Annotated in this window: 24 protein-coding genes; 12 read left to right on the forward strand and 12 right to left on the reverse strand. The window is 72.0% G+C overall.

From position 1 onward, the window contains the following. Window positions 1–15: 15 nt before the first annotated feature. Genes ACIRO3_RS08550 through ACIRO3_RS08575 form a run of 6 tightly spaced genes read right to left on the reverse strand, consistent with a single transcriptional unit; the run spans window position 16 to window position 4,560 of the window. Window positions 16–768 (reverse strand): urease accessory protein UreD, encoded by a 753-nt coding sequence (locus ACIRO3_RS08550; protein WP_404134150.1) that lies wholly within the window; start codon window positions 766–768, stop codon window positions 16–18. Window positions 769–791: 23 nt separating this feature from the next. Further along, on the reverse strand, window positions 792–1,481 hold the full coding sequence (gene ureG, locus ACIRO3_RS08555; RefSeq protein WP_404133920.1) for an urease accessory protein UreG: 690 nt from the start codon (window positions 1,479–1,481) through the stop codon (window positions 792–794). Window positions 1,482–1,512: 31 nt separating this feature from the next. Continuing rightward, window positions 1,513–2,187, reverse strand: a complete 675-nt coding sequence (locus ACIRO3_RS08560) for an urease accessory protein UreF (protein ID WP_404133923.1) — start codon at window positions 2,185–2,187, stop codon at window positions 1,513–1,515. Window positions 2,188–2,218: 31 nt separating this feature from the next. Continuing rightward, on the reverse strand, window positions 2,219–3,940 hold the full coding sequence (locus ACIRO3_RS08565; protein WP_361778516.1) for an urease subunit alpha: 1,722 nt from the start codon (window positions 3,938–3,940) through the stop codon (window positions 2,219–2,221). Beyond that, a complete protein-coding gene (locus tag ACIRO3_RS08570; protein WP_267798692.1) occupies window positions 3,933–4,244 on the reverse strand; it encodes an urease subunit beta in 312 nt (103 codons plus the stop codon). Before ACIRO3_RS08570 ends, ACIRO3_RS08565 begins: the two co-directional genes overlap by 8 nt. Window positions 4,245–4,257: 13 nt before the next feature. Then, the gene (locus ACIRO3_RS08575; protein ID WP_053683293.1) at window positions 4,258–4,560 is read right to left on the reverse strand and encodes an urease subunit gamma; all 303 of its coding nucleotides are present in this window, start codon (window positions 4,558–4,560) and stop codon (window positions 4,258–4,260) included. A gap of 304 nt (window positions 4,561–4,864) precedes the next feature. On the opposite strand from ACIRO3_RS08575, the gene ACIRO3_RS08580 reads away from it, so the two are divergent. Next, complete coding sequence (locus tag ACIRO3_RS08580; protein ID WP_404133926.1) at window positions 4,865–5,257, forward strand: VOC family protein; 393 nt, start codon at window positions 4,865–4,867, stop codon at window positions 5,255–5,257. Window positions 5,258–5,329: 72 nt separating this feature from the next. On the opposite strand, the gene ACIRO3_RS08585 is transcribed toward ACIRO3_RS08580, so the two are convergent. After that, window positions 5,330–5,779 carry an ATP-binding protein gene (locus ACIRO3_RS08585; protein WP_404133929.1) on the reverse strand — a complete coding sequence of 150 codons (450 nt, stop codon included), beginning with the start codon at window positions 5,777–5,779 and terminating at the stop codon, window positions 5,330–5,332. Window positions 5,780–5,976: 197 nt separating this feature from the next. Here ACIRO3_RS08585 and ACIRO3_RS08590 point away from each other — a divergent pair, with 197 nt between their 5' ends. Both ACIRO3_RS08590 and ACIRO3_RS08595 read left to right on the forward strand, forming a co-directional pair. After that, on the forward strand, window positions 5,977–6,864 hold the full coding sequence (locus ACIRO3_RS08590; RefSeq protein ID WP_361778507.1) for a helix-turn-helix transcriptional regulator: 888 nt from the start codon (window positions 5,977–5,979) through the stop codon (window positions 6,862–6,864). 12 nt (window positions 6,865–6,876) lie between these two features. Continuing rightward, window positions 6,877–7,098 carry a DUF397 domain-containing protein gene (locus tag ACIRO3_RS08595; protein WP_361778504.1) on the forward strand — a complete coding sequence of 74 codons (222 nt, stop codon included), beginning with the start codon at window positions 6,877–6,879 and terminating at the stop codon, window positions 7,096–7,098. A gap of 23 nt (window positions 7,099–7,121) precedes the next feature. Here the strand turns inward: ACIRO3_RS08595 and ACIRO3_RS08600 are convergent, their stop codons facing one another. Beyond that, window positions 7,122–8,294, reverse strand: coding sequence for an 8-amino-7-oxononanoate synthase (locus tag ACIRO3_RS08600; RefSeq protein ID WP_404133932.1), 1,173 nt, complete (start codon window positions 8,292–8,294; stop codon window positions 7,122–7,124). A gap of 155 nt (window positions 8,295–8,449) precedes the next feature. Here ACIRO3_RS08600 and bioB point away from each other — a divergent pair, with 155 nt between their 5' ends. From bioB to bioD, 3 genes are all read left to right on the forward strand, one after another. Then, window positions 8,450–9,700: a biotin synthase BioB gene (gene bioB, locus ACIRO3_RS08605; protein ID WP_404133934.1), complete on the forward strand. Its 1,251-nt coding sequence runs from the start codon at window positions 8,450–8,452 to the stop codon at window positions 9,698–9,700. A gap of 139 nt (window positions 9,701–9,839) precedes the next feature. After that, complete coding sequence (locus ACIRO3_RS08610) at window positions 9,840–11,072, forward strand: adenosylmethionine--8-amino-7-oxononanoate transaminase (protein WP_404134153.1); 1,233 nt, start codon at window positions 9,840–9,842, stop codon at window positions 11,070–11,072. Window positions 11,073–11,077: 5 nt separating this feature from the next. Continuing rightward, a complete protein-coding gene (gene bioD / locus ACIRO3_RS08615) occupies window positions 11,078–11,797 on the forward strand; it encodes a dethiobiotin synthase (protein ID WP_365998930.1) in 720 nt (239 codons plus the stop codon). Window positions 11,798–11,885: 88 nt separating this feature from the next. Here the strand turns inward: bioD and ACIRO3_RS08620 are convergent, their stop codons facing one another. Next, entirely contained in the window at window positions 11,886–12,572 is a 687-nt protein-coding gene (locus tag ACIRO3_RS08620) for a hypothetical protein (RefSeq protein WP_404133937.1), read from the reverse strand. A 235-nt stretch (window positions 12,573–12,807) separates the two neighbouring features. On the opposite strand from ACIRO3_RS08620, the gene ACIRO3_RS08625 reads away from it, so the two are divergent. Beyond that, entirely contained in the window at window positions 12,808–13,467 is a 660-nt protein-coding gene (locus ACIRO3_RS08625; RefSeq protein WP_404133939.1) for a class I SAM-dependent methyltransferase, read from the forward strand. A gap of 90 nt (window positions 13,468–13,557) precedes the next feature. Here ACIRO3_RS08625 and ACIRO3_RS08630 read toward each other — a convergent pair whose 3' ends face one another. Beyond that, on the reverse strand, window positions 13,558–13,983 hold the full coding sequence (locus ACIRO3_RS08630; protein WP_361778483.1) for a GNAT family N-acetyltransferase: 426 nt from the start codon (window positions 13,981–13,983) through the stop codon (window positions 13,558–13,560). A 201-nt stretch (window positions 13,984–14,184) separates the two neighbouring features. Between ACIRO3_RS08630 and ACIRO3_RS08635 the strand changes: the two genes are divergently transcribed. The 5 genes from ACIRO3_RS08635 to mug all read left to right on the forward strand — a co-directional run bounded on the left by ACIRO3_RS08635 (window position 14,185) and on the right by mug (window position 19,469). Next, on the forward strand, window positions 14,185–15,525 hold the full coding sequence (locus ACIRO3_RS08635; protein ID WP_404133942.1) for a hemolysin family protein: 1,341 nt from the start codon (window positions 14,185–14,187) through the stop codon (window positions 15,523–15,525). Beyond that, window positions 15,522–16,541, forward strand: a complete 1,020-nt coding sequence (locus tag ACIRO3_RS08640; protein WP_404133944.1) for a hemolysin family protein — start codon at window positions 15,522–15,524, stop codon at window positions 16,539–16,541. The genes ACIRO3_RS08635 and ACIRO3_RS08640 overlap by 4 nt, the downstream gene beginning before the upstream one ends. Before the next feature lie 95 nt (window positions 16,542–16,636). Beyond that, window positions 16,637–17,428 (forward strand): SGNH/GDSL hydrolase family protein, encoded by a 792-nt coding sequence (locus ACIRO3_RS08645; RefSeq protein ID WP_404133946.1) that lies wholly within the window; start codon window positions 16,637–16,639, stop codon window positions 17,426–17,428. Between the two features lie 71 nt (window positions 17,429–17,499). After that, window positions 17,500–18,933 carry an adenylosuccinate lyase gene (gene purB, locus ACIRO3_RS08650; RefSeq protein WP_365998922.1) on the forward strand — a complete coding sequence of 478 codons (1,434 nt, stop codon included), beginning with the start codon at window positions 17,500–17,502 and terminating at the stop codon, window positions 18,931–18,933. Then, the gene (gene mug, locus ACIRO3_RS08655) at window positions 18,930–19,469 is read left to right on the forward strand and encodes a G/U mismatch-specific DNA glycosylase (RefSeq protein ID WP_404134156.1); all 540 of its coding nucleotides are present in this window, start codon (window positions 18,930–18,932) and stop codon (window positions 19,467–19,469) included. Before purB ends, mug begins: the two co-directional genes overlap by 4 nt. Before the next feature lie 205 nt (window positions 19,470–19,674). Here mug and ACIRO3_RS08660 read toward each other — a convergent pair whose 3' ends face one another. Then, the gene (locus ACIRO3_RS08660; protein WP_404133950.1) at window positions 19,675–20,112 is read right to left on the reverse strand and encodes a hypothetical protein; all 438 of its coding nucleotides are present in this window, start codon (window positions 20,110–20,112) and stop codon (window positions 19,675–19,677) included. Window positions 20,113–20,152: 40 nt separating this feature from the next. After that, a complete protein-coding gene (locus ACIRO3_RS08665; protein WP_404133953.1) occupies window positions 20,153–20,905 on the reverse strand; it encodes an ABC transporter permease in 753 nt (250 codons plus the stop codon). Window positions 20,906–20,942 lie beyond the last annotated feature (37 nt).

Here is a 20,942-nt window from a genome sequence, read left to right on the forward strand (position 1 = left end):
ATCACGGGCGGCCCGTCACCGGCCGTACGTCAGACAGGCGGCGTCGAGCAGCTCCCGCAACCGGAGCGCGTCCGGGGCGAGGGCCGTCACCAACACCGCCGGCCCGGACAGCGGAGTCACCGCCGCGAACTCGCCGAGTACCGCGGCGGCGGGCGGCGCCTGCTCGAAGGCCGGGTCCACCACGAGCAGTTGCCCCAATGCGCGGTGGCCCGCGAGTCCCGCCGGGCCGTCCCAGCCGCCGGGTGCCCCCGGGCCGCAGGCCACCTCCTGGTCCAGCAGCGGCCGGCCGGCCCGGTCGACGGTGAGCCGACTGCGCAGCAGGCCCGGGAGTTCGCCGGTGCGCCCGAGCACCTGCTCCTCGCGCAGCAGCAGCCGCGCTGAGGGGGCGAGTTCGACGCGGGTGGTGACCCGCAGGTCGCTGCCGCGCACGGACACGAGCGGCTCGGGCAGCCACCGCACCCGCGCCCCCTCGGCGAGGGTCAGCCGTACGTCGTACCGCGCGGGTTCCCCGCCCCGGCCGGGCAGCGCCAACGTGGCCGCCGCCGAGCGGAGGCCGAGCCGGGCCCCCGCCCCGATCGTCGCCTCGACGGTGAGGTGGTCACCGCCGAGCGGGGCGCTCATGGCGCCGACCAGCATCACCGCGACCTCGTCGCCCTCGGCCCGCACGCGGCGCAGCGCGAGCGGCCCCTCCCCGGCCAGCAGGGGCAGCGCGGTGCCGCCCCGTCCGTCGGCGACGGCCTCGATCCGGGCCGTGGCACGCAAGCCCATGGCGGGGACCGCCGGTGGTCGGGTCACCGTACGGTCCTCCAGGCGGCGATCCGCGCGCGCACCCAGTCGGCCACCGGGGTGACGCCCTCGGGCCCGCGCAGGGACTGGAAGGCGACGGGGAGTGCGCCCCGTTGTTCGGCGGCGTCCCTGGCCATCCGCTCCAGGTCGGAACCGACGTGGGGGGCGAGGTCGGTCTTGTTGACGATGAGCAGGTCGGCGGTGGTGACGCCCGGACCGCCCTTGCGCGGGATGTCGTCGCCGCCGGCCACGTCGATGACGAAGATCTGGGCGTCGACCAGGCCTCGGGAGAAGGTGGCGGTGAGGTTGTCGCCGCCGGATTCGACGAGGATCAGGTCGAGCGGGCCGACGGTCTCCTCCAGTTCCTCCACGGCCTCCAGGTTGGCGGAGATGTCGTCGCGGATGGCGGTGTGCGGGCAGGCGCCCGTCTCGACGGCGGTGATCCGCTCGGGTGGCAGGACGGCCTCGCGGAGCAGGAACTCGGCGTCCTCGCGGGTGTAGATGTCGTTGGTGACGACGGCCATGGACAGCTCCGCGCGCAGCGCCCGGCACAGCGCGGCGACGGTGGCGGTCTTGCCGGAGCCGACGGGTCCGCCGAGGCCGAGGCGCAGGGCGCGGCGGGTGCCGTCGCCGCGGACGGGGTCGGCGCCGTGGGTGTGGCGGTGCGGGTAGGTCACGGCGTGGTCGAGGTGCACGGGGTTCTCCTGGGGGTGGGGGGCGGGCTGTTCATGACGCGAAGAGCCGTACCGGCCAGGCGGCATGGACCTGCGCCGAGATGTCCAGCAGCGGCGAGGAGGCGGTGGGCAGCGCGCCCGTGCCCTCGTCGCGGGCGCGCAGGGCCGCCGCCGCGGCCCGCTCGGACACGGCGTCGAGCTCGGGTGCGAGTCGGGCCAGTACGGCGCTGGCCTCGAAGGGGTCGAGGCCGAGCAGGCGCACGGTGGCGGTGGCGGGCCCGCTGACGCTCTCGTACGCCGCCACGTGCGCGGCGTCCGACGGCCCGAGCCCGGCCGCCCGGGCGGTGACGCCGAGGACCACGGGCTGGTGGGCGCCGCGCGGGAAGGCGGTGGCCAGGGCGTCCAGTTCGGCGGCCGGCCAGGTCGCGCGGGCGGCCCGCAGCAGTTGTCTGCCGAGTCTGCGGGCGGCGGTGCGCAGGGCGGGTGACGGGGTGCGGGCGTCGGCTGCGGCGTCGAGTGCGGCGGGGTCGAGCCCGAGGGCCGCGGCCGCCGCGAGCCCGGCGGCGACGAGCCCGGAGGTGTGCAGTCGGCCCCGGCAGAAGTCGGCGAGGGTGGCGGCGTCGTGGATCCGGCCCGCCTTGCAGGCGGCCTCCGCCCCGCCGGAGTGGGCGTGCCCTCCGGCGGGGAAGCGGCCGTCGGCGAGGACGAGCAGCGCGGCGAGGCTCATCGGGTGCGGCCCCTGGTCGTGCGGGCGCGCATCAGAAAAGGAAGTATCGCTGGGCCATGGGCAGTTCGGTCGCGGGCGCCGGCTCCACGACCTCCCCGTCGATGCTGACGGTGAAGGTGTCGGCGTCCACCTCGACCCTCGGCATGGCGTCGTTGTTGCGCATGTCGGTCTTGGTGACCTTGCGGGTGCTCTCGATGGCCGTGAAGCGTTTGCCGAGTCCGAGCCGTTCGGGCAGTCCGTCGTCCAGCGCGGCCTGCGCGGTGAAGTTCAGGGAGTTCAGGCCGGGGGCCCGTCCGAGGCTGCCGAACATGGGGCGGGGCAGCACCGGCTGGGGGGTGGGGATGGAGGCGTTGGCGTCGCCCATCTGCGCGTAGGCGATCTGACCGCCCTTGATGACGAGTTCGGGCTTGACCCCGAAGAAGGCCGGCTGCCACAGCACCAGGTCGGCCAGCTTGCCGGGTTCCACCGAACCGATCTCGCGGGCGAGGCCCTGGGCGACGGCCGGGTTGATGGTGTACTTGGCGACGTAGCGGCGGGCGCGCTGGTTGTCGGCCGGTCCGTCGCCGGGCAGGAACCCCCGCCGCTTCTTCATGACGTGGGCGGTCTGCCAGGTGCGCATGATCACCTCGCCGACGCGGCCCATGGCCTGGGAGTCGGAGGAGATGATGGAGATGGCGCCGAGATCGTGCAGGACGTCCTCGGCGGCGATGGTCGAGGGTCTGATCCGCGATTCGGCGAAGGCCAGGTCCTCGGGTACGGCCGGGTTGAGGTGGTGGCAGACCATGAGCATGTCGAGGTGTTCCTCGACGGTGTTCACGGTGTGCGGCCGGGTCGGGTTGGTGGAGCTGGGCAGTATGTTCGGCTCGGAGACCACGGTGATGATGTCCGGTGCGTGCCCGCCGCCGGCGCCCTCGGTGTGGTACGAGTGGATGGTCCGGCCGGCGATCGCGGCGAGGGTGTCCGCGACGAACCCGGCCTCGTTGAGCGTGTCGGTGTGGATGGCCACCTGCGCGCCGGTCTCCTCGCAGACCCCGAGGCAGGCGTCGATGGCGGCGGGAGTCGCCCCCCAGTCCTCGTGGATCTTGAACCCCAGCGCTCCGCCGCGCAGTTGGGAGTACATGCCCTCGCGGGACATCGTGTTGCCCTTGCCGAGCAGACCGATGTTGACGGGGTAGGCCTCCAGCGCGGCGAACATCCGGGCCAGGTGCCAGGGTCCGGGGGTCACGGTGGTGGCCTTGGAGCCCTCGGCGGGTCCGGTTCCGCCTCCGACGAGCGTGGTGATGCCGGAGGCGAGGGCCTCGTCGATGACGGTCGGGGAGATGAAGTGGACGTGGGCGTCGATGGCGCCGGCCGTGACGATCTTCCCGTTGCCGGCGATGATCTCGGTCTCGGGGCCGATGACGAGTGCGGGGTCCACCCCGTCCATGGTGTCGGGGTTGCCGGCCTTGCCGATGCCGCAGATGCGGCCGTCACGGATGCCGAGGTCGGCCTTGACGATGCCCCAGTGGTCGAGGACGACCACGCCGGTGATCACCGTGTCGGGGGCGCCCTCGGCGCGCGTGGTGCGCGCCTGGCCCATGGACTCGCGGATGACCTTGCCGCCGCCGAAGACGGCCTCGTCGCCGGAGCGGCCGGGTCCGCCGCTGAGGTCCTGCTCGATCTCCACGAAGAGGTCGGTGTCGGCGAGCCGGATCCGGTCACCCGCCGTCGGCCCGAAGAGGTCGGCGTACACCTGGCGTGACAGCTCAGCCATCGAGGGGTCCCCCGGTCTCGCCGCGCAGTCCCGGCACGGTCCGCAGTCCGCCCAACGGTACGAGTTCCACCGCGACCGGGATGCCCGGCTCGAAGCGGACCGCGGTACCGGCGGCGATGTTGAGGCGGAGCCCGCGGGCGGCGCGACGGTCGAAGTCGAGGCCCGGATTGACCTCGGCGAAGTGGTAGTGCGAGCCGACCTGAACGGGTCGGTCCGCGGCGTTGAGCACGGTGAGACGGGTGACGGGGCGGCCCTCGTTGAGGCGCACCGGACCGTCCCCGAAGCGGATTTCGCCGGGGATCACTCGGGGTTCCTCCTCAGACGATCGGGTCGTGGACGGTGACGAGCTTGGTGCCGTCCGGGAAGGTCGCCTCGACCTGCACGTCGTGGATCATCTCGGGGATCCCCTCCATGACCTCCTCACGGGCCAGTACGGTGCGTCCGGAGGCCATCAACTCGGCCACCGTCCGCCCGTCCCGGGCGCCTTCGAGGATGTGCGAGGTGATGAGGGCCACCGCCTCGGGGTGGTTGAGGCGCACCCCGCGCGCCCTGCGCTTCTCGGCCACGTCCGCCGCCACGTGGATGAGCAGTCTCTCCTGCTCGTGCGGTGTCAATTGCACTCGTATCACCATGCTTCCAGGACAAGATCAACGCCGCGCCGACGCGACCCTATCGGCCGTCAACACTTTGTTGACCTGGGCATTTCCGTGCCAAGCGTGTCTTGTCCAACGCAGAGGGAGGCTTTCCGTTCCGATCACCGTCGCTTTGCCTGCGCATGGGTGATCATTGACGGAAGGCCGCGGACGCCCACGCTAGGGTCCGTTGTTTTCCGCCGCGTTAACGCACGTTTCGTGGAGACACCCGGTTCGCCTGTCGGGGAGTCTCCGCCCGGTTCCGTATACGGGTCTTCCTCCGAGGAGAGTCATGTTTCTCAACCCCGTCCGCCACATCACCTTCGATGCCCTCGACCCCTACAAGACCGCGGAGTTCTGGTCGGCCGTGACCGGCTACCCCATCCATCCGGACGACGTGGAGGGCGACGACGAGATCCTGCTGGAACCGGGACAGCCCGGTGTCCCGGGCCTGTTGTTCATCCGCGTGCCGGACGCCAAGGCCGTGAAGAACCGGGTCCACCTGGACATCCAGCCGCCCGCCGGGACGCGTGACGAGACCGTCGCGCGGCTGATCGGACTCGGGGCGCGGGTCGTGGACGACCGGCGGGCCGAGGACGGGGTGCTCGGTTGGGTCGTGCTCGCCGACCCCGAGGGGAACGAACTGTGCATCGAGCGCGGTGTCGAGGAGCGCGCCGGCGCCTGAGCCGGATGGCTCCGTTCGCGCGCGAACGGATGCCGGAGGCCTGCCGTCCCCCCGACCCGCGGGTCGGTCGCGTCAGCAGCCGGTGGGAGCCTTCGCCGCGGCCACGACGGTCCACGGCAGTGCGATCCACACGGTCTTGCCGCCGTCCTCGGTCGGGGTGACCGACAGCCGCCCGCCCGCCTCGGCGGCCAGCCAACGGATGATGACCATGCCCCGCCCGTTGTCCTGCTGGACCGCCGCCGGGAGCCGCCGGGGCAGGCGCGGGTGACTGTCGGTCACCCCGACGCGCAGCCATTCGGCGCGCTCCAGCCGGATGTCGACCGTGAACGTGGGCGACTGGCCGCGCGTGTGCTGGACCGCGTTGGTCGCGAGTTCCGAAACGATCAGTCGCATGGTATCGGCGGTCTCGGACTCGTCGGGCAGTCCCCATTCGCCGAGCACCTGCGCGACGTACCGGCGGGCAGCGGCGACCGAGGCCGGGTCGCTGGGCAGAGTGACGGATGCTTCCTGGTGATCTGCCATGGCGACGTCCCTTTCCCACCGGGGCGCAGCCGCCCCGGATCTACGCTGAGCGCCAGAGTGCCACCCATCGTGCCGCCGTTTCTGCCGTTCTCCCAAGATATGCATATATCTGTCGCTCAATGCGGTGAACTCTGCTACGGAAGAGCGTATTCGGACGGCAGACTGGTGCGAGCTGTGCCGGTGGAAGGAGAGCGGCTATGCAGCACGGTCCCGCGGTGCGCCGGCGCAAGCTCGGCGAGGAACTGCGTGCGCTCCGTGACCGGTCCGGGCTCACCAGCGGTGAGGCGGCCCGGATCGTGGGATGGCATCAGTCGAAAATCAGCCGCATCGAGACGGGTCGCAGTGGCGCGAAGACAGCGGACATCCGGCTGCTCCTCGACGCCTACGGCGATGTGGTCAGCGCCCAGCAGCGGGCGCTGTTGGAGGCCCTCGGGGCCTCGGCGGCGGGGGCGGGGGCGGGTGCGGTCGACGCCGCGCGCGGGCGGCAGTGGTGGCACGACTACCGCGGGCTGCTGCCGCAGGAGTACCGGGACTTCATCAGCCTGGAGGCCGGCGCCCGGGCGGCCCGGACGGTGGAACTCTCCGTGGTTCCGGGCCTGTTGCAAACGCCCGGGTACGCACGTGCCGTGACCAGGGCGGCCCTGGGCGGGTTGCCGGAGCCCAAGGTGGACGCGCTGGTGGACGTACGGCTGGCCCGGCAGTCGGTGCTGCGGGCCGATCCCCCGCTCCAGCTGAGCGCCGTACTGGACGAGGCGGTGCTGCGGCGCCAGATCGGCGGGCCGGGGGTGATGGAGGAACAGTTGCGTCACCTGGTGGAGGTGGCCCGGTTGCCCCAAGTGCGGCTCCAGGTACTGCCGTTCAGTGTGGGGGGTCATCTCGGCCTCACCGGACCGTTCGTCATCTTCTCATTTCCGAACATCGCCGATCTGGATGTGGTGGTACTCGACCATTTGACGAGTAGCCTCTATCTGGAGCGGAAGGAAGACCTCGAGGCGTACAGTGCCGCGTTCCGCACCATCCAGGCGCACGCCCTCCCGCCCCAGGACTCGTCGGATCTCATCAGTTCCATCGCTGACGACGCGTAAGGAGGCACCCCCGTGTCCGCAACCCCCTTATCCACCAGCGGACTTCTGATCAGCGCGCGGTGGCGGCGGAGCAGCCGCAGCACCGGAATGAACAACTGCGTGGAGGCGGCCGCCCTCGATGGCGGCCTGCTGGCCGTCCGCGACTCCAAACGGACGGACGGCCCGGCCGTGCTCTTCACCGGGCCGGCCTGGCAGGGCTTCCTCGCATCCGTACGGGCGGACGCTCACGTCTGACGCCCGTACGGATCGCCCCCGCACTACAGGTCCGTGGCCCCGGCGGGAGCGGTACGCACGATCACCCCGACGGCCCGGTCGATCTCCTCCCCCGTGAGATCCGCCCGGGCGGTCAACCGCAACCGGGAGATGCCGTCCGGAACGGACGGCGGCCGAAAGCACCCCACGGACAGACCCGCCTCGCGGCAGTCGGCGGCCCAGCGCAGTGCCGCCGAAGCCGACGGGGCCCGCACCGACACCACGGCCGCGTCCGGCCTGGCCGCGGCCAGGCCGGACGCGGTGAGTCGCCCGTACAACGCGGCGGCCACCCCCCGTACCCGGTCGGCGCGCTCCGGCTCCCGCCCGAGCAGACGCAGGCTCGCGAGCGCCGCGCCCGCGGCGGCCGGAGCCAGCCCGGTGTCGAAGATGAAGGTCCGGGCCGTGTTGATCAGGTGTCGGATCACCTTCGCCGGGCCGAGCACGACCCCGCCCTGACTGCCGAGGGACTTCGAGAGGGTCATCGTCGCGACCACGCCGGGCGCGCCCGCCAACCCGACGGCGTGCAACGCCCCCCGGCCGCCGTCGCCCAGGACACCCAGTCCGTGGGCATCGTCCACGACCAGCGCCGCGCCTTCGTCGCGGCAGGCTGCCGCGTACGCGAGGAGCGGGGCGGCGTCCCCGTCCACGGAGAAGACCGAGTCGCTGACCAGCAGGGACCGCCCCTCGTGCCCGGCGAGCGTCTTGCGCGCGATGTCCGCGTCGCCGTGCGGGGTGACCGCGATCCGGGCCCGCGAGAGGCGGCAGCCGTCGACGATCGAGGCGTGGTTCCCGGCGTCGGAGACGACGAGCGTGTCCCGGTCGCTGAGGGCGGTGACCGCCGCCAGGTTGGCCGCGTACCCGGAGGACAGGACCAACGCCGCCTCGAACCCGCAGAAGGCCGCCAGTTCCCGCTCGAGCCGGGCATGAAGCTCGGTCGTACCCGTCACCAGGCGCGATCCAGTGGCTCCCCCGCCCCACCGCTCGGCCGCCTCCCGCGCGCCGCGGATCGTCTCGGGATGGCGGGAGAGACCCAGGTAGTCGTTGCCGGCCAGGTCCATGAGCGGCGACTCGGACGGCCTCGGGCGCAGCTTCCGTACCAGTCCTGCCTGCTCACGTGCCTGCTCCTCGCCGTCGATCCAGGCGAAGACGTCCTCGGGCTCCGGGGTGTGCTCGGTCATCGGCGGTCCTCGCGTTTTGTCGGCTGTCGACAGATCTGCTCGACCCTAGCCGCCGCCGCTCAAGGGTCAGATGTGGCGATCCACACACTCCGATCTGGCCATGTTGTCTGATCTCTCCTTGGCCGGGAGTACCGGTGTGGGCCAGGATCAGCGTCATGGACCTGCTGAACACCCTGGTGGACAAGGGGCTGCGGCGCGAGCTGCCGACCCGCGAAGAGGCGCTCGCCGTATTGGCGACCTCGGACGACGAACTGCTCGACGTGGTGACCGCGGCCGGCAAGGTACGCCGCCAGTGGTTCGGCCGTCGAGTGAAGCTGAACTACCTGGTCAACCTGAAGTCGGGACTCTGCCCGGAGGACTGCTCGTACTGTTCCCAGCGCCTGGGTTCGAAGGCGGAGATCCTCAAGTACACGTGGCTGAAACCGGAGGAGGCCTCCCAGGCCGCCGCGGCCGGCGTCGCGGGCGGGGCCAAGCGGGTCTGTCTGGTGGCGAGCGGGCGCGGTCCCACGGACCGTGACGTCGACCGGGTCGGCAAGACGATCGAGGCGATCAAGGAGCAGAACGAGGGCATCGAGGTCTGCGCCTGCCTGGGCCTGCTCTCGGACGGTCAGGCGGAGCGGCTGAAGGACGCGGGTGCGGATGCCTACAACCACAACCTGAACACCTCCGAGGCCACGTACGGGCAGATCACCAAGACCCACACGTACGCGGACCGCGTCGACACGGTGCAGAAGGCGCACGCCGCCGGCCTGTCCGCCTGCTCCGGCCTGATCGCGGGCATGGGCGAGAGCGACGAGGACCTCGTCGACGTCGTCTACTCGCTGCGCGCGCTGGATCCGGACTCGGTGCCGGTCAACTTCCTGATCCCGTTCGAGGGCACGCCGCTGGCCAAGGAGTGGAACCTCACCCCGCAGCGCTGCCTGCGGATCCTGGCGATGGTGCGGTTCGTCTGCCCCGACGTCGAAGTCCGCCTGGCCGGCGGGCGCGAGGTGCACCTGCGCTCGATGCAGCCGCTGGCCCTGCACCTGGTCAACTCGATCTTCCTCGGCGACTACCTGACCAGTGAGGGCCAAGCCGGTCAGGCCGACCTCGACATGATCGCGGACGCCGGTTTCGAGGTGGAGGGCGCCGGTACGACGACCCTGCCCACGCACCGCGCCGACGCGGCGGCCGCGCCCGCCGCGGCCGGAGGCTGCGGCTCGCACGGCGGCGGCGCCTCCCTCTGCGGGTCGTCCGCGACCGCGGACTCCGCCGAGGGCGCGGGTTGCGGTTCGGCGTGCGGCGGTTGCTCGGGTCACGCCGAGCCGGCGGCCGCCCGGACCCGCGTCGAGCCCGGCGAGGTGCGCTCGGACCTGGTGTCGGTCCGTCGACGTGGCGCGGGGACGGACATCGCCCCCAATGCCTGATCAGCACCTCCCGTCTGATCGGCACCTCCCGCGTGATCAGCACCTCCCGGGGCCTGATCGGCAGGACCCGCCCGAGACGCTGTCGGCCGCCGACCTGGTCGCGTTGGACCAACAGCACGTCTGGCACCCGTACGGCCCCATGCCCGGGAAGCAGGATCCGCTGGTCGTCGCCTCCGCTTCGGGGGTCCGGCTGCGGCTCGCCGCCCCCTCCCAGGGGCACGAGGAACTGATCGACGGCATGTCCTCCTGGTGGTCGGCCGTCCACGGCTACAACCACCCGGTGCTGAACGAGGCCGCGGCCACCCAGTTGGGCCGGATGTCGCACGTCATGTTCGGCGGGCTCACCCACGAGCCCGCCGTCCGCCTCGCGACGAGGCTCGTCGAGATCACCCCGGTCGGCCTGGAGCACGTGTTCCTGGCCGACTCGGGCTCGGTCGCCGTCGAGGTCGCCGTGAAGATGTGCCTCCAGTACTGGCGCTCCGTCGGCCGGGTCGGCAAGACCCGCCTGCTCACCTGGCGCGGCGGCTACCACGGGGACACCTGGCAGCCGATGGCCGTGTGCGACCCCGAGGGCGGAATGCACGAGCTGTGGTCGGGGCAACTCCCGCGGCAGCTGTTCGCGGACGCCCCGCCGGCCGGGTTCGACACGCCCCTCGACCCCTCGTACGTCGCCCACCTGCGCTCCCTGATCTCGGCGCACGCCGACGAGCTGGCTGCCGTCATCGTGGAACCGGTCGTCCAGGGCGCGGGTGGCATGCAGTTCCACAACCCGGGCTACCTCACCGTGCTCCGGGACCTGTGCGACGAGTACGACGTCCTGCTCGTCCTGGACGAGATCGCCACCGGCTTCGGCCGCACGGGCGCGCTGTTCGCGGCGGAACACGCGGGGATCACCCCCGACGTGATGTGCCTGGGCAAGGCCCTGACCGGTGGATACCTCACCCTCTCCGCGACGCTCTGCACTGAGCGGGTGGCCGACGGGATCTCCCGCGGCGAGGTGCCCGTTCTGGCACACGGGCCGACGTTCATGGGCAACCCGCTCGCGACGGCGGTGGCGAACGCCTCGATCGACCTGTTGCTGGGCCAGGACTGGCAACGGGAGATCAAACGCCTCGAAGCCGGTCTCGTGGCGGGCCTGGAACCGGCCAGGGCCGTTCCCGGCGTACGGGACGTCCGGGTACTCGGCGCGATCGGCGTGATCCAGCTCGACCACCCCGTGGACGTGGACGCCGCCACCCGCGCCGCCGTCAAGGAAGGCGTCTGGCTGCGCCCGTTCCGCGATCTGATCTACACGATGCCGCCGTTCGTCACGGGCGACGCCGACGTGGCGCGCATCTGCCGTGCGGTGTGCGCCGCGGCCCGGGAGGGCTGATCCACATGACGATCCTGATGATCTCCGGCACCGGTACGGAAATCGGCAAGACGGTGGTGACCGCGGCCATAGCCACGGCCGCGACGGCCGCCGGCCTGACCGTGGCCGTGCTCAAGCCCGCCCAGACCGGCGTCGGGCCGGACGAACCGGGGGACGCTGCGGAAGTCGCGCGGCTGGCCGGTCCGTCGGTGACCGCCGAGGAACTGGCCCGCTACCCCGAACCCCTGGCACCCGACACGGCGGCCCGGCGCTCGGGACTGGCTCCGGTCTCTCCCAGAGCCGTCGCCGAGGCCGCGCACCGGCTCGACCTCTCCCACGACCTGGTTCTGGTCGAAGGGGCGGGCGGGCTGCTGGTCCGCTTCGACGAGGAGGGCAACACCCTGGCCGACGCGGCCCGCCTGCTCGACGCACCGGTCCTGATCGTCGCTCCGGCGGGGCTCGGCACGCTGAACGCCACCACCCTCACCGCCGAGGCCCTGCGCGCCCGGTCGTTGACCCCGTGGGGCGTGGTGGTCGGCAGTTGGCCCGCCGTGCCGGACCTGGCCTCGCGGTGCAACCTCGCCGACCTGCCGAAGTCGTCGGGCGTCCCCCTGTTGGGCGCCGTCCCGGACGGCTCAGGAACGTTGGAGCCGGCCGACTTCCGCAACGCGGCCCCCACCTGGCTGGGGCCGATGCTCCACGGCACCTGGTCGGAAGTCGAGTTCCTGCGGACCTGGCGGCCCTGAGCCGGGGCTGTCGCCCGGGAGCGTGCGGCCGGACGAACCGGCGGCGCGCTCCGGGGCGGCGCGGGACCGCGCACCCGCGGCGGTCCCGTCAGTGTCCGCCCTTCGGCTCCAGGCAGCCGTCCTCCACGTACACCCCGTGCCCCTCCACCGTGAGGCCGCCGTCGGCCGTCCACCGGCCCGTCACGCACGGGCCGGCTTCCGGGATGAACAGCGCGAACCCCAGCGCTCCCCCGCTCCGGTACACCTCGTTGCCACTGACGGAGTAGCCGAGTTCCTTCAGGGATCCCGCCAGTTCCACCTCGCCCCGCGGCGCGGCCTTGCCGGCGCCCGTCAACGCCGCCTTGATCCGCGCGCCGTGGGCATCGGCTCGGCACCGGCTCTCGGCGGAGAGCGTGCCCTGCGCCTTGTACGCGTGGTTCTCCGCGTACTTGCGTGCCTCGGGGTCCGTCGGCAGCTCCCGCGACGACTCCCCGGCGCCTTCGGCGCCGCTCCCAGTGGCGCTCCCAGCACCGTTCGCGCCGTCGTTCGCATCGCCGTTCACACCTCCGTCCTGCGGATCGGCCGGAGCCCCGGCCGCCTTGGCCGCGCAGCGCGCCGCCACGTCGGGGAAGAGCCGGTCGTGGCGGGCCGATCCGGACGGGACCGGGGCGGAGGAGCCGGCCGCGGTCGGCGGCGTGCTCCCGGCGGTCCCCGCCTTGGTGGTGCCACAGGCGGTCAGCGCCGGCAGCGTCGCGGCGAGCAACACCACTGCCGCCAAGGTCGTTCGAGAGGTCACGACGTCTCCACATCCCCAGAGCGAGCGTCAAGCCCCGACGACCGGGGCGAACAAGCGATTATCGCCTTCCCCCGCGTCGACCGGGCGGGCCGGGCCCGGTCGCCTTCCGGGCGCCCGGTCGATCCGGCCTCCCCCGGACGACTGTGCGCCCACGCGGTTTCGCGGCCCGCCGGGGCGGGGAACAGCCGGACAGGGCACCCGCACCAGCCGCCACCCCCGCTTGGAGGCCCCCGCCATGCCCCGCCGACCCGCCGACCCGGTCCACCACCCGCACTTCGCCCGTTTCTACGCCCGCTTCAGCGCCGCCGCCGAGACCCGCGGCGGCATCGGCACGCTCCGCGGGGAACTGCTGCACGGCGTGTCCGGTCGCGTCATCGAGATCGGCGCCGGCAACGGCCTCAACTTCGCGCACTACCCGCGGGCCGTCTCCGAGGTGGTCGCCGTCGAACCGGAGCGTTCCCTGCGCCGACTCGCCGCGGCGGCCGCGCTGCGCGCCGAGGTGCCGGTGGACCTGGTACCCGGGGTCGCCGAGGCGCTTCCGGTCAAGAGCGAGGCCTTCGACGTGGCCGTGGCCTCGTTGGTGCTGTGCACCGTACGCAGCCTCCCCCGCGCCCTCGCGGAACTCCACCGGGTGCTCCGCCCCGACGCCGAGCTGCGCTTCTTCGAGCACGGTCTGGCGCCCGGCCCCGGCATGGCCGCCGTCCAGCGGACGCTGGACCGGACCGTCTGGCCCCGGTTCTTCGGCGGCTGTCACACGGCCCGTGACCCGCTCGCCGCGATCGAGGCGGCCGGCTTCCGGATCGTGACGCACCGCTCGTTCCGGCTGCCGGAACGCGGCCCGGCGTTCCCCACTTCGTACTGCGTCATCGGCTCGGCCCGTCGCGTCGGCGACTAGGCGGCCGGCCTGTCGGATCAGGTCGGGTCGGGTCGGGTCGGGTCGGGACGGATCGGGTCGGGTCGGTCGGTCGGTCGGTCGGTCGGCGGATCAGTGGTTCAGCGGCTTGACCCAGCGGGTCCAGTGGTCCTCGGGGTGGTAACCGGCCGCGTCCCACGCCCCGTGCGCCCGCGCGTTGCGGTCGAGCACCATCGCGTCCAGGCGCCGCCCGCCCAAGGCGACGAACCGCTCCTCGGCGGCGGTCAGCAATGCGGCGCCGATGCCCTGCCTGCGGTGTCCGGGGTGCACGGCGAGCCGGTACAGGTGGCAGCGCCACCCGTCGAACCCGGCGATGACCGTGCCGACGAGCCGTCCTTCGCGGCGGGCGAGGAGGAGGGCGTGCGGGTCCCGGGCGTGGAGCAGCTCGATTCCGGCGAGGTCGTCGGTGATGCTTGTGCCTTCGGCGGCCGTCTTCCAGAAGTCCAGGACCTCGGCGAGGTCTGGCGGACAGGCGGGTCCGATGTGAAGATCGTCCATGCTCCGGATCCCATCACCCGAGGGACGGGAACCACACGCATGATCCCTCCCCTTTGCCTGTCCTTTACCATGGGGATCATCGATCCGCTCGAACGACCCGAAAGAAAGGTGTGAGCGTCCGCCCATGGGCGAGCCTGCCGGTATCCGACGTCGCGCGACACCCCTCCTCCCGGCTGATCATGGAACGGAGGTGACCGACCGATGACCGAAGTGCTCCTGCTCATCGTGGCGCTGCTGCTCTGCCTCGCCTGCGGAGTCTTCGTCGCTGCCGAGTTCTCGTTGACGACCGTCGAGCGCAGTGAGCTCGAACGAGCCGTCGAACGCGGCGAGCGCGGGGCGGACAGCGCCCTGACAGCCGTCCGGAGCCTGACCTTCCAGCTCTCCGGCGCCCAACTCGGCATCACCGTGACCGGCCTGGTCATCGGCATGCTCTCCAAGCCCTCGATCTCGGCCCTGCTCCAGAAGCCGTTCGAGGCCATGGGCCTGTCGGCCGCGGCCGCTTCCTCCACCGCCCTGGTCCTGGGCACCGCCCTGTCGACCGTCGTCCTGATGGTCGTCGGCGAACTGGTGCCGAAGAACTGGGCCATCTCCTCGCCGCTCGCCATCGCCAAGCGCGTGGCCACCATGCAGCGGGTCTTCAGCCGTGCCTTCAGGCCGCTGATCAGCCATTTGAACACCAGCGCGAATCACCTCGTCCGCCGGTTCGGCCTGGAGCCGGCCGAGGAGTTGGCATCGGCACGCAGCCCGCAGGAGCTCGTGGCCCTGGCCCGGCACTCCGCGAAGGCGGGCTCCTTGGAGAAGGACACCGCCGAGTTGTTCGTGCGGACCCTGAACCTGGCCGACCTGACCGCGGAGAACGTCATGACCCCGCGTGTCCAGGTCACCGCCCTCGACGTGCAGACCACCGCCGAGGACGTGGCCAACGCCACCCTGGCCACCGGCCTGTCGCGCTTCCCGGTCTACCGGGGCAGCCTCGACACCGTCGTCGGCACCGTACACATCAAGGACGTGCTGGCACTGCCCGCCGAGGACCGCCACCGGTACCCCGTCGAACGACTGCTGCGCGAGCCGCTGCTGGTCCCCGAGTCGCTGACGGTGGACCGGCTGCTGGACCGGTTGTCGGGCAGGCAGACGATGGCCGTGGTCATCGACGAGTACGGCGGCACGGCCGGTGTGGCCACCCTGGAGGACATCGTCGAGGAGGTCGTGGGCGAGGTCCGCGACGAGCACGACCCGCACGAGACCCCGGACCTCGCCCCGGCCGGCACGGACGCCTCGGGGCGCGCCCTGTACTCGGCCGACGGCGCCGCCCGCACCGACCAGCTCCGGCGGATCGGACTGCGGGTGCCGGACGGCCCGTACGAGACGCTGGCCGGGCTCATGGCGACCGAGTTGGGCCGGATCCCCGCCGTCGGCGACAGCATGGAGCTGGACGGCTGGCGGCTGGACGTGGTGGACGCGAGCGGGCGCAGGGCCGCGCGGGTGCTGCTGCACACGCCGGCCGAGTCCGCCGACAACGACGGCGCGGAGGAGACCCGATGACCGCGATCCAATTGTTGATCGGACTGGCGACGCTGGTCGTCAACGCCTTCTTCGTCGGTGCGGAGTTCGCCATGATCTCCGTGCGGCGCAGCCAGATCGAGCCGCACGCCGAGCAGGGCGACCGGCGGGCCCGCGCCGTGGTGTGGGGTCTGGAACACCTGTCGGCGCTGATGGCTGCGGCGCAACTGGGCATCACCCTGTGCACCCTGGTGCTGGGTGTGGTGGCAGAGCCCGCGATCGCCCACCTGCTGACGCCGCTGTTCGATCTGGTCGGCGTACCGGCCGGACTGACCCACGCGATCTCGTTCGTGGTGGCGCTGGCCCTGGCCACGTACCTGCACATGCTGTTCGGCGAGATGCTGCCGAAGAACGTGGCGCTCTCCGAGCCGGTGCGCACCGCGCTGCTGCTGGGGCCGCCGCTGGTGACCCTGACGAAGGCGCTGCGGCCGGTGATCTTCGCGATCAACGCCTTCGCGAACGCCCTGCTGCGCCTGTTGCGGGTGGACGTGAAGGACGAGGTCGCGGCGACCTTCTCGGACGACGAGCTGGCCCGGATGGTCAAGGATTCCAGCGACGCCGGGCTGATCGACGGCCGCGCGAGCGAGCGTCTGCACGACGCGCTGGAGCTGGGCCGTCGCCCGGTCACCGATGTGGTGCTGCCGTCGGACCGGGTGGTCCTGGCGCGCGAGGGCATCTCCGCGGCGGGTCTGGAACGGCTGTCGGCCGAGTCCGGCTACTCCCGCTTCCCGGTGATCGACGCCGAGCACAAGATCCTCGGCTACCTGCACGTCAAGGACGCGCTGGACGTGGCCGAGCGGGACCAACCGTTCCCCCTGTCCGAGCTGCGCCCGATCGCCCAGGTGCGGGCGGAGACCCCGCTGGACGACGTGCTGACCGCCATGCGGCGCAGCCGCACGCACCTGGCGGCGGTGCTCGGGCAGGACGGCGTCATGACGGGCCTGGTCACGATGGAGGACGTGCTGCGGGAGCTGTTCGGCAGGCCGGCCGCCACGTGAGCGGCGCCCTCTGACCCGCGCGTCGGCGATCCCCGGCCCCGGACGGTCCCCGACCGTGCGAGGCCGGGGTACCGCGCGGTAGCATCGCTCCCGCCATGGAGATGAATGCGTCCTACACCAGTTTTGTCGCGATCGGTGACTCCTTCACCGAGGGCATGTCCGACCTGCTCCCGGACGGCTCCTACCGGGGCTGGGCCGACCTGCTCGCCGCACGCCTCGCGACCCGCGAGCCGGACTTCCGCTACGCGAACCTCGCGGTGCGCGGCAAGCTGATCGGCCAGATCGCCGGGGAGCAGGCGCCGGTGGCGGCGGCGATGGGCGCCGACGTGGTGACGCTCGTGGGCGGCCTGAACGACGCGCTGCGGCCGAAGGTCGACATGGGCCGGGTGCGGGGGCACCTGGAGGAGGCCGTGGAACTGCTGGCCCCCTCCTGCAAGACGCTGGTGCTGATGCGTTCGCCGGGGCGCAACGGACCGGTGATGGATCGTTTCCGCCCGCGCATGGAGGAGCTCTTCGTGATCCTCGACGAGCTCGCCACACGGCACGACGCGCTGCTCGTGGACCTGTACGGGGCGCCCGTCCTCGCGGACCCGCGCATGTGGGACGTCGACCGGCTGCACCTCACGGCGGAGGGGCACCGCCGGGTGGCGGAGGCCGTCTGGCAGAGCCTGGGGCTGCCGCCCGAGGACGAATGGCGGGCCGATCTCGCTCCCTCGGCGGCGCCGAGCTGGCCCGCTCGCCGGACCGAGGACCTCCGCTTCGCCCGGCGGCACCTGCTGCCGTGGATCGGGCGCCGGCTGACCGGCCGCTCGTCGGGCGACGGTCGGGCGGCGAAGCGCGCGGAACTGCTTCCGTACGCGCCCTCCGCCACGGATCGACTCTCGTAGCAAGGCACAATCCGAGGTGGGCCCCCTACCTGCGTGAACGCACAGCGGCGGCCCAAGTAGAATCAATCCACGTGACAGCCAAGCCCCGCATCCCCAATGTCCTGGCCGGCCGCTACGCCTCCGCGGAGCTCGCCGTCCTGTGGTCCCCCGAGTACAAGGTGACGCTGGAGCGGCGGCTGTGGCTCGCCGTACTGCGCGCCCAGAAGGACCTCGGTATCGAGGTCCCGGACGCCGCCCTCGCCGACTACGAGCGTGTCCTGGAGACGGTCGACCTCGCCTCCATCGCCGAGCGCGAGAAGGTCACCCGGCACGACGTGAAGGCCCGCATCGAGGAGTTCAACGCCCTCGCCGGGCACGAGCACGTCCACAAGGGCATGACCTCGCGCGACCTCACCGAGAACGTCGAGCAGCTCCAGATCCGGCTCTCGCTGGAACTGTCCCGGGACCGCACGGTCGCCGTCCTCGCCCGCCTCGGCAAGCTGGCCGCGGAGCACGCCGAGCTGGTCATGGCCGGCCGCTCCCACAACGTCGCCGCACAGGCCACCACCCTGGGCAAGCGCTTCGCGACCGCGGCCGACGAGCTGCTGGTCGCCTACGACCGCCTGGAGAACCTGCTGGAGCGCTACCCGCTCCGCGGGATCAAGGGCCCGGTCGGCACCTCCCAGGACATGCTGGACCTGCTCGGTGGCGACACCGCGAAACTCGCCGACCTGGAGCAGCGGATCGCCGCCCACCTCGGCTTCGCCCAGGCCTTCACCTCGGTCGGCCAGGTCTACCCGCGCTCGCTCGACTACGACGTGGTCACCGCCCTGGTGCAGCTGGCCGCCGCCCCGTCCTCGATCGCCAAGACCATCCGGCTGATGGCCGGCCACGAGCTGGTGACCGAGGGCTTCAAGCCCGGCCAGGTCGGCTCCTCCGCGATGCCGCACAAGATGAACACCCGCTCCTGCGAGCGCGTGAACGGCCTGATGGTCATCCTGCGCGGCTACGCCTCGATGACCGGCGAGCTGGCCGGCGACCAGTGGAACGAGGGGGACGTTTCCTGCTCCGTCGTGCGCCGCGTGGCCCTGCCGGACGCCTTCTTCGCGTTCGACGGTCTGCTGGAGACCTTCCTGACCGTCCTCGACGAGTTCGGCGCCTTCCCGGCGGTCGTCGCCCGCGAACTCGACCGCTACCTGCCCTTCCTCGCCACCACCAAGGTGCTCATGGGCGCGGTGCGGGCCGGCGTGGGCCGCGAGGCCGCCCACGAGGTCATCAAGGAGCACGCGGTCGCCTCGGCGCTCGCCATGCGCGAGCAGGGCGCCGAGCGCAACGAACTGCTGGACAAGCTGGCCGCCGACGAGCGGATGCCGCTGGACCGCGCTCAGCTCGACGCCCTGATGGCCGACAAGCTGTCCTTCACGGGCGCGGCCGGCGACCAGGTCGCGACGGTGGTCTCCCGCATCGAGGCCATCTCCAAGCAGCACCCGGAGGCCGCCGGGTACGCGCCGGGGTCGATCCTCTGACCCCCGACGAGCTTGCCGCCGCCCGCGACCGCGTCCTCCCGGACGTGGTCGCGGGCGGCCTGCGTGTGCTGTTCTGCGGAATCAATCCGGGGCTCCTCTCCGCCGCCACGGGCCACCACTTCGCCCGCCCCGGCAACCGGTTCTGGCCGGTCCTGCACCTGTCGGGCTTCACCCCCCGCCGGCTGGCCCCCGCCGAGCAGGAGGAGTTGCTGACCTACCGGCTCGGCATCACCAACGTGGTGGCCCGGGCGACGGCCCGTGCCGACGAACTGGACGCCGAGGAGTTCCGCGAAGGTGGTCGCATCCTGACGGCCAAGGTGGAACTCCTGCGTCCGCAGTGGCTGGCCGTCGTCGGTGTGACCGCCTACCGCACGGCCTTCGGGGAGAGGAAGGCCCAGATCGGGCCCCAGGACCGGACCATCGGCGCCACCCGCATCTGGGCGCTACCCAACCCCAGCGGCCTCAACGCCCACTGGACCGCCGAGTCCATGGCCCAGGAGTACGCCCGACTCCGCGCCGCCGCCGAGAGCCCCTGACCGAACCTCGCCCCGACTCGTTCCGACTCGTTCCGCGAAGGCGCCGGGGTGAGTCCGGGGCCGGCCAGGCGGCGCCGGTGGATCCGCTCCGGCAACTCGAGCAGAGTGAAGCAAGGTGGAACAACCGGCAGCAGCGGGGGGCAACCGGGGAAACCTCCCGGCCCGCTGCGCCGGCGCTTCCCCACCAGCCGGACGTCCCCTACCTCTACGGCGGGTCGATCACAGTGACCGCGGCCATCAACCTGAAGGGGTCCTCGGTCGCCCCAAGGGCCACATAGACCACCAGCCACAGGTCACCGGCCCGCCAGAGGTGAATGTGGTCGGCGCTGTTGCCCAGTTCCTCCCACGGCTCCGGTATCGCCTCCCCGTCAATCCCTCGCTGCGTCACCCCGTCCAAGGTGAACACCTGCGGTGTGCCCAGCCGGCCGGTCAAAGCCTGCACCAGAGCGCCGTACTCGGCACTGATCTGGTCGGCCACCTCCACCCGGGCCGATCCGTCGTCTTCCCAGAAGTCCCGGGTCTCCACGAGTTGGACCAGATGATGGCCCGGGCCACTGCCGTGCCTGCCGAACCGGACCGGCTCGGTGGGAAATGTCTGTCCCCGGAGCCGGTCGATCGTGTCGAGATGCTCTGCCGTGGTCATGCCGTCAGTATCACGGGGACCACTGACAACTGGCCCGGCGTCATGCCGCCCGACGGCTCAGCGCGATCCAGCCTCCGGCCAGTGCCGTCAACGACCACAGCCCGCACACCCCCAGGCCGGTCCAGGGACCGAGCGAGCCGTCCGATACCGCCCGCAAGACCATCTGACCCGCGCGGTCCGGCATGAACTGCCCCGCCCGTCCCGCGACCTGACCCACCACGAAGGGCAAGATCAGCAGGAAAGGTATGAGCAGGCTCATGACCAGCGTGGCACTGCGTGTCAGTGCGGTCAGGCCCGCCGCCAGAAGCGCTATGAGCATCAGGTACACCCCGCTGCCGAACACGGCTCTCGGCATGCCCGGGTCCCCCAGGCCCAGGGCGTAACTCCCCATGAAGGCCTGTCCTGCGACGAAGGTGACGACGCCGGTGATCTGGCCCATCAGGAAGGCGAGTCCGGCGATCACGGCCACCTTGGAGAGAAACAGGCGGGTCCGGTTCGGCACCGCCGTGAGCGAGACCCTCAGCGCGCCGTTGCGGAACTCCCTGGCGAAGGCTGTGGCCCCGAACGCAATGGCCGCTATCTGACCGAAGTTGACCCCGTAGAAGGCTCCGAGCAGTCGATCGTCCCCCATGGCACCCTCCTCGGCGGTTCCGATCGCGGCCGCGGTGAGCGCCGTGATGCCGGCGGTGGCGAGGAAGACGGCCGTCAGCGAACCGATGGCAGCGCGGGAGGAGCGTATCTTGATCCATTCCGAGTGCAGGACGGGAAGGTTGGGCAGGGCGGCAGCAGTCATGACGCGGGTTCCGATCATCATCAGGGACGGCAGTTCG

It is taken from the genome of Streptomyces sp. NPDC102278 (assembly GCF_044766345.1).
GTDB lineage: Bacteria > Actinomycetota > Actinomycetes > Streptomycetales > Streptomycetaceae > Streptomyces.